This is a genomic window from uncultured Planktosalinus sp., assembly GCF_963973675.1.
In the GTDB taxonomy this organism is placed as follows: Bacteria; Bacteroidota; Bacteroidia; order Flavobacteriales; family Flavobacteriaceae; genus Planktosalinus.
The window spans coordinates 1-8,211 of record NZ_CAXBAN010000090.1 but is presented as its reverse complement, the minus strand read 5'-3'; the positions used below and the strand labels follow the sequence as shown (position 1 = coordinate 8,211).

Sequence of the window (8,211 nt, the reverse complement as noted above, 5' to 3'; positions counted from 1 at the left end):
CAATTAAGAGAAGAGCTCAGTCAGCATAATTACAATTATTATGTGTTGGATGCCCCGGTAATTTCAGATTATGAGTTTGATCAAATACTCAAACAATTGCAATATTTGGAAGCACAACATCCTGAGTTTTTTGACCCCAATTCACCGACACAAAGAATAGGAGGAACTATTACCAAAAATTTTGAAACAATAGTACATGAATTTCCTATGCATTCCTTAGATAATTCATATTCAGAAGAAGATTTACTCGATTGGGAAAAACGAATCAAAAAACTGGTTGATGGAAAAATTCAATACACCTGCGAACTTAAATATGACGGTGCTTCAATGAGCCTCACCTATGAAAATGGAGCGCTTCAAAAAGCAGTTACCCGCGGTGATGGGTCACAAGGTGATGATGTAACCAATAATGTAAAAACCATTCGTTCAGTTCCTCTCAAGTTAAAAGGAGATTTTCCACAAAAGTTTCATATCCGTGGCGAAATAATTTTACCGCTGGCTGGTTTTACCAAAATGAACGATGAACGTTTGGAAGCTGGTGAAGAACCTTATGCAAACCCCAGAAACACCGCTTCAGGAAGTTTGAAATTGCAAGACAGCGCTGAGGTTGCCCGCAGACCATTGGATTGTTTAATGTATGGAGTTGTGGGTGACCGATTGCCCATTAAAACTCAATTTGAGTCTTTGCAAATGGCAAGAGACTGGGGTTTTAAGGTTCCTGAGGCTTGCAGTTTAGCTAACTCGATTGATGAGGTGCTTCAATTCATTCACCACTGGGATGTACATCGTCATGAATTGCCTTATGAAACTGATGGTGTAGTTGTCAAGGTAAACAGTCTTTACCAACAGGAAGAACTTGGTTATACAGCTAAATCTCCTCGCTGGGCGATGGCATATAAGTTTAAAACCGAACAAGCAGAAACGCTATTGGAAAAAATTACCTATCAGGTGGGGCGTACTGGAGCCATCACTCCTGTAGCAAATTTAAAACCGGTTCAACTCGCGGGAACAACGGTAAAACGAGCATCATTACATAACGCAGATCAGATTGAAAAACTTGACATCAGAGAAGGAGATAGCGTTTATGTTGAAAAAGGAGGAGAAATTATTCCAAAAATTGTAGGAGTTGATTTCAACAAGCGAAGCATCGATTCAAAACCTACAGAGTACATAACAAATTGTCCGGAGTGTCAAACTATTCTTATTCGAAAAGAAGGTGAAGCCCAGCATTATTGCCCAAATTTTTATGGATGTCCACCGCAAATTGTTGGCAGGATTCAACATTTTGTTTCGCGTAAAGCGATGGATATTGAGGGAATTGGTGGTGAAACAGTTGAACTTTTATTTAAAGCCGGGCTAATAAATAATTATGCTGATTTATATGCTCTTACCCTTGATCAGTTGCTGCCATTGGAACGAATGGCCCAAAAAAGTGCAGAAAACCTGTTGAGCGGTGTTGAAAAATCTAAAGCAATCCCTTTTGAACGGGTATTGTTTGCATTGGGAATTAGATTTGTAGGTGAAACAGTCGCTAAAAAACTAGCAAGACATTACAAAAGTATTGACGCACTTCAAAATGCCACTCAAATGGAATTGATTATGGTGGATGAAATTGGCGATAAAATAGCCGAAAGTGTAATAGAATTTTTCAACAAAACTGACAATCTTAACATCATTAACCGACTGAAAACTTACGGAGTTCAATTACAACTTTCTGAAGAAGCTCTCCAGGGACAAACCGATGTTTTACAAGGAAAAACTTTTGTAGTCTCTGGTGTGTTTGAAAAAGTGTCACGAATTGAATTAAAAAAACTTATTGAAGATAACGGCGGTAAAGTTTCCGGGTCTATTTCGTCTAAAACAACTTATGTTGTTGCAGGAACTAACATGGGCCCCAGCAAAAAAGAAAAGGCTGAAAGTTTGGGTGTACCCATAATCGATGAAGAGGAGTTTTTGGAGATGGTGTAATTATATGTTAATCAAATTGCTTTTAACCTCATCAATTTGTTTTTCCTCAAAATAAAAGTCAATTCGACCCAGGTTGATTCCTCCAAAACCCACTTGATTAATTATAACTTCCTGGCCGTCAATGTTATTAATGACAGTGGGTTTGGGAAGGAATGTGTGGGTGTGACCTCCAATGATTAAATCAATATCACGAGTGTTTTGTGCAAGTTTTAAATCTGAAATTTTATCGATTTCATATCTGTAGCCCAAATGTGAAAGGCAAATGATTAGGTCACATTGCTTTTCTTTTTTAAGTATTCTGGTCATTTCCTGAGAAATTTCGATGGGGTCGAGATAACCGGTTTCTTGAAAGAGTTTTTTGGTAACCAACCCTTCCAATTCAACACCTAATCCAAATACTCCTATTTTGACACCGTCTTTTTCAAATATCTTATATTTTTCAACAAATCCATCAAGAACAGTGTTGCTAAAATCATAATTTGAAGAAATGATTGGAAAATTGGCTTGAGGCAATGGAGCCAGTAGACCCTCAAGCCCGTTGTCAAACTCGTGATTGCCGATGGTTGCAGCATCATAACCTAACATTGACATAAATTTTAATTCCAATTCACCACCATAAAAGTTAAAATAGGGAGTACCCTGAAAATAATCGCCAGCATCAAGTAAAAGTGTATTGGGGTTTTCTTTTCGAATACTCTCAATGAGTGTTGCCCTGCGGGCTACACCGCCTTTTCCGGCATAACGAGCATCATTTGAAGGAAACGGATCCAGTCTGCTGTGTGTGTCGTTGGTGTGCAGTATTGTAATGTTTTTTCTGTTTGAGGCACTGCTAAATGCTGAAATTCCAAAACTGCCGGCAGCCAATAAAGCAGATACTGCTGCCGTTTGCTTAATAAAGTTTCTTCTTTGCATTTTAATTTGATTTTATAAAGCGGTTATCAGGCAAATAATTTATGGTGTCTGTTTTGATAAAGTAATCGATAAACAGGTTTCTCATTTTGTAATCGAGAGCTATTTCGTTAATTGCGTTTTCAAAAAAGTACATTCGGTCACCGCCGTTTTTTAAGTAATCGCTTGTTGCTACAAAATAGTTTTTTGAAGTGTCCAAAGGTTTTGCTTGAATCTTTACTGCTGAAACTTCATTGTTGCTTTTCAAATGAATTTCTATTCCTGAGACAGGGTGCGCAAGGCTTTCTGTAGCCAGGTATTCAAGCATTTCCTGAATTTTTTTCGGAGAAAGTTCAAGAACAACCACTTCATTTTCAAAAGGCATGATTTCAAAGGCAGTTCTGCGGCTTACCTCACCTTGTCCCATGGGTGCTCTTATGCCGCCAAAATTCAGCAAAACAAAATCTATGTTTTTTTGGGTTCTGGCCTTAAAAACCGGATTTGCAAGCTCCATCACTGCATCAGCCATCATATTTCCAATAGAGGAGTTGAGCGGACCATCTGTGCGTTTCATTTCTCTTACATTATAGGCTAAATTTTCAGAGAGTTGCTCTTCTACATGGTTTCTATAGGGTTTTAAAACAGAGTCATACGTTTTTTTAGAGGCAACAGATTCGCTGACTTCTATTTGATGACCCTCAAAATTGGTTAGGGAATACTCATTTTGTTTACAAGATGAAATAAGTATGAGTAAAAATAAATAGTTGAAAAGCTTTTTCATATAACAAATTTGAGAGTTATGTCGGCAGATTTTGATTACTTTTGTAGGCAAAGACAGTAAATATAAATGAATTTAAAAACGTTAAAAAAATATTTTCTAAAGAAGCAATTTGAAAAGCAGTTGAAAAAGGGCTTTTCAAAAAAACAATTAACGAAATTTAAAACAGTTGGAATCCTTGTAAATGCTGAAGAATTTTCGGAAATAGACGCTTTTAACAGTTTGATTGATTCACTTGAAATACTTAACAAAGATTTAAAGCTAATTATTTATAAAGAAGAGAAAAAAAAGCTGCCCACTTTAGAGCAAAATAAATTTTCTTCTAAGGGTTTTAGTTGGAATGGTGTTTTAACCAAGCCTGCTATTATTGAATTTTTAGACAGAGAATATGATTTATTTATAGGTTATTATTCTAAAAAAAACATCTATCTGGATTATATTGCTTCAGCATCCAAAGCTCATCTCAAAGTTGGACTAGAAGGTGCAGATAGACGAATTTTTGATATATTTTTTAAAATTAAAATCAAAGATTATACTTTATTTGAGCAGGAACTTGCTAAGTACATCACTATTTTTCAAGATAAAAAAGCAACAGTATGAAAAAATTTTATGGTACAGGAGTAGCTTTGGTGACTCCATTTAAAATTGATTTTTCAATTGATTTTGACGGGTTGGAAGGTGTTGTCAATCATTGTATTAAAGGGGGAGTTGAGTATTTGGTTGTTTTAGGAACAACAGCAGAAAGTGCAACACTTTCACTAGAAGAAAAACAGCAAGTGATAGATAAAGTTATTTCTGTCAATGACGGACAACTTCCATTGGTGCTGGGAGTGGGCGGTAATAATACACAACAAATCGTAAGTGAACTTAAAAGCCAAAACCTTTCAGCGTTTGACGCAATACTTTCAGTGTCACCTTATTATAATAAACCCACACAAGAAGGAATATATCAGCATTTTAAAGCTGTTGCCCAGGCTTCTCCAAAACCCATCATACTTTATAATGTGCCAGGAAGAACATCCTCAAATATGTTGCCTAAAACTGTTGTAAGATTGGCAAACGATTTTAAGAACATTATTGGGATTAAAGAGGCTGCTGGAGATCTTGTGCAGGCAATGCAACTAATTAAAGAAACACCTGAAGACTTTTTAGTAATTTCAGGTGATGATATGATTACATTGCCAATGGTACTTGCAGGTGGTGCCGGAGTAATTTCAGTGATTGGTGAAGGTTTTCCTAAAGAATTTTCAGAGATGGTGCGATTAGGACTCAAAAGAGAAGTTGATATGGCTTATAAACTTCATTACAAGCTTGCACCTGCCATTGATATGATTTTTGCTGAAGGAAACCCCGCTGGTATTAAAGCAGTTTTTGAGTCTTTAACTATCTGCAATGCATTAGTTCGTTTGCCTTTAGTGGAAGCAGGAAATGAATTAAAACAACAGATTGATTCATATGTAGCAGATATGCGTTAATCTTTTCACAACATCCAAATACTGAATCATTTCTTTCGTTTGAAATCATTATTATTGATTTTTATTATACCACTAATTTGCTTACTTTTGCACGATGTTTTTAAACCTTATGAGAATACTTTTAGCAACATTGGCCTTTGCCACATTATTTTTTTCCTGTAGCCCCTACCAAAAAGCACTGAAGTCTGAAGATGTGGGGCTTAAGTTTCATATGGCAGATTCATTATATACCATTGGTAAATATAAAAAAGCATTGAAGTTAATGGAGCAAGTTGTGCCTGCCTACAGAGGCAAACCACAAGCAGAAAAACTGATGTTTTTATATTCAGATACTTTTTACAGTTTAGGTGATTATTATTTGGCCGGGTACCAGTTTGAACGATTTTCAAATTCATATCCTTTAAGTGAAAAAGCTGAAGAAGCGGCATTTAAAGGCGCAAAAAGTTATTATTTTTTATCTCCAAGATACTCATTAGATCAAAAAGACACTAAAGTTGCACTTGATAAATTACAAGGTTTTATAAATAGATATCCAAACTCGACTTTTATTGCAGATGCTAATCTATTGGTGGAAGAACTTACTCATAAGCTTCAGAAAAAAGAATTTGAAGTGGCTAAGCAATACAATCGTATATTTGACTACAAAGCAGCTATCAGTGCATTTGATAATTTCATACTTGACCATCCCGGTTCAGAATTCAGGGAAGAGGCCTATTTTATGAAGTTTGAATCTGCTTATCAACTTGCAATAAGAAGTGTGCCGAGTCTTGTTGAAGAACGACTTGAAACAGCTAAAAGATATTATGATTCACTTATTCGAAATTATCCCGAGTCTGAATTTAAAAGTGAAGCAGAATCTATAATTGAAGACATTGAACAACGATTAGAAAACAAACAAGTATAAACAAGTATAAAAAAGATGACAGATCTTAAAAAAACAGATGCTCCGGTAAATACAGTTACATTAAACAAAAATGTAGTTGACGAGCCTACTCAGAACATTTATGAGGCAATCTCAATAATTTCAAAAAGAGCCAATCAAATTAATCTTGAAATAAAAAAAGAGCTACTTGAAAAGCTTGATGAGTTTGCAACTTACAATGACAGTTTAGAAGAGGTTTTTGAAAACAAAGAGCAAATTGAGGTTTCTAAGTTTTATGAAAGATTGCCTAAGCCGCATGCACTTGCTATGCAAGAATGGCTGGAAGGTAAAATTTATTTCAGAAATACTTTAGACGAAACTTCAGAAAAGTAACCAATGTCTATTCTGAGCAGCAAAAAAGTATTACTAGGAATTACAGCCGGTATCGCTGCTTACAAATCACCTTTTTTAGTAAGGTTGCTGGTGAAGGCAGGAGCTGAGGTTAAAGTTATTATGACACCATCCTCAAAAGATTTTGTTACACCTTTGACACTGTCAACGCTTTCAAAAAATGAAGTTTATTCTTCATTTACCAATGAAGAAGATGAAAATGCAACCTGGAACAATCATGTAGAGTTGGCTCTTTGGGCTGACTTATTTATAATTGCCCCTGCTACAGCAAATACTTTAACAAAAATGGCAACGGGACTATGTGATAATTTGCTGATGGCAACTTACCTTTCGGCAAAGTGTCCTGTATATTTTGCTCCGGCAATGGATTTAGACATGTATAAACACCCTTCGGTTAAAGAGGCTTTTAAAAAATTAAAAACTTTTGAAAACATAAGTATCCCTGCAGGTTTTGGTGAACTTGCCAGTGGACTTATTGGTGAGGGAAGAATGGCAGAACCGGATGAGATTCTTACTTTTGTCGAGAATGATATCCTAAGCAAACTTCCATTGAAAGGAAAAAAAATATTAATTACTGCAGGACCAACATATGAGGCTATTGACCCTGTTCGATTTATAGGAAACCATTCGTCAGGAAAAATGGGGTTTGCTATAGCAAATCAAGCAGCAAACCTTGGTGCAGAAGTAATATTAGTTTCAGGTCCCACCCATTTAAAAATTATAAATAAACAAGTAAAACAGGTTTCAGTTAGCAGTGCTGATGAAATGTATCTTGCCTGTCATGAGGTTTTTAATGATATCGATATTGCAATTCTGGCGGCAGCTGTTTCAGATTACCGTCCTGAAACTATTGCTACACAAAAAATTAAAAAGAAAGATACCAATCTAGAAATAAAACTTGAGCCAACTAAAGATATTTTAGCTTCACTTGGAAAAATTAAAAAAAAGCAATTACTAATTGGATTTGCTTTGGAGACCAACGATGAAATTGAAAACGCAAAAAAGAAGCTCAAAAAAAAGAATTTAGATTTTATTGTTTTAAATTCGCTGAATGACAGTGGAGCCGGTTTTGGTTCAAACACAAATAAAATAACAATTCTTCATAAGAATAATCAAATAAAATCGTTTGAACTGAAGGATAAAAGTGATGTTGCAAAAGATATCTTTAACGAAATAATATTATATCTCGATGAATAAGTTTACTTACCTAATTGTGTTTTTATTTTTTACAATGCAAATAACAGCACAAGAGTTAAATGCTTTAGTGATTGTAAACGCAGAGCAAACCGGAGTATCCAATCTGCAAATATTTAAAACCCTTGAACGGGATTTGACAGAATTTATCAATGAGACTTCCTGGACAAATAAGGTTTATGCCAATCAGGAACGCATAGATGCCAGTTTCAATATCATTGTTTCAGAATATGACTCAGATATGTTTACGGCTAGTATTCAAATTCAAGCATCCAGACCGGTTTATGGTTCGACCTATTTATCGCCCATTTACAATTATAATGACAGACAGTTTAGTTTCAGTTACAGAGAGTTTCAGCCTTTAAATTTTAACCCAAACACTTTTGAAAGTAATTTAATATCAGTGGTAGCGTTTCACGTTTATACAATTTTAGGGCTGGATGCTTCTACTTTTTCAAGCAATGGAGTTGATGAATATCACAATGTTGCTAAACAAATCGTAAACACAGCTGCTTCTGGTAATTTTTCAGGATGGAAAGCATCAGATGGAAGCCAGTCAAGATACCAGCTAAATGAAGCACTTATTTCTCCTATTTTTAGTTCCTTTCATAAAGTTATGTATAACTATCATCGCG

The 8,211-nt window shown here is 35.4% G+C and carries 9 protein-coding genes; 7 read left to right on the top strand and 2 right to left on the bottom strand.

The features are described 5' to 3' along the window. Positions 1-1,968, top strand: a 1,968-nt coding sequence (gene ligA, locus AACY61_RS05100; RefSeq protein ID WP_339610508.1) for an NAD-dependent DNA ligase LigA, incomplete at its 5' end; no start/stop codon positions are given. Here ligA and AACY61_RS05095 read toward each other — a convergent pair. Both AACY61_RS05095 and AACY61_RS05090 read right to left on the bottom strand, forming a co-directional pair. Continuing rightward, a complete protein-coding gene (locus AACY61_RS05095; protein WP_339610507.1) occupies positions 1,969-2,880 on the bottom strand; it encodes a metallophosphatase in 912 nt (303 codons plus the stop codon). A 1-nt stretch (position 2,881) separates the two neighbouring features. Next, positions 2,882-3,637 carry a 5'-nucleotidase gene (locus AACY61_RS05090; protein ID WP_339610506.1) on the bottom strand — a complete coding sequence of 252 codons (756 nt, stop codon included), beginning with the start codon at positions 3,635-3,637 and terminating at the stop codon, positions 2,882-2,884. 66 nt (positions 3,638-3,703) lie between these two features. Between AACY61_RS05090 and AACY61_RS05085 the strand changes: the two genes are divergently transcribed. From AACY61_RS05085 to AACY61_RS05060, 6 genes are all read left to right on the top strand, one after another. After that, positions 3,704-4,234, top strand: a complete 531-nt coding sequence (locus tag AACY61_RS05085; protein WP_339610505.1) for a hypothetical protein — start codon at positions 3,704-3,706, stop codon at positions 4,232-4,234. After that, positions 4,231-5,109 (top strand): 4-hydroxy-tetrahydrodipicolinate synthase, encoded by an 879-nt coding sequence (gene dapA, locus AACY61_RS05080; RefSeq protein ID WP_339610504.1) that lies wholly within the window; start codon positions 4,231-4,233, stop codon positions 5,107-5,109. The genes AACY61_RS05085 and dapA overlap by 4 nt, the downstream gene beginning before the upstream one ends. Positions 5,110-5,218: 109 nt before the next feature. Then, a complete protein-coding gene (gene bamD / locus AACY61_RS05075) occupies positions 5,219-6,013 on the top strand; it encodes an outer membrane protein assembly factor BamD (protein WP_339610503.1) in 795 nt (264 codons plus the stop codon). A 15-nt stretch (positions 6,014-6,028) separates the two neighbouring features. Then, positions 6,029-6,364 (top strand): DNA-directed RNA polymerase subunit omega, encoded by a 336-nt coding sequence (locus AACY61_RS05070; protein WP_339610502.1) that lies wholly within the window; start codon positions 6,029-6,031, stop codon positions 6,362-6,364. A 3-nt stretch (positions 6,365-6,367) separates the two neighbouring features. Further along, the gene (coaBC, locus tag AACY61_RS05065) at positions 6,368-7,579 is read left to right on the top strand and encodes a bifunctional phosphopantothenoylcysteine decarboxylase/phosphopantothenate--cysteine ligase CoaBC (protein ID WP_339610501.1); all 1,212 of its coding nucleotides are present in this window, start codon (positions 6,368-6,370) and stop codon (positions 7,577-7,579) included. Between the two features lie 34 nt (positions 7,580-7,613). Continuing rightward, on the top strand, positions 7,614-8,211 hold a 598-nt coding region (locus AACY61_RS05060; RefSeq protein ID WP_339610500.1), incomplete at its 3' end, for a DUF4835 family protein.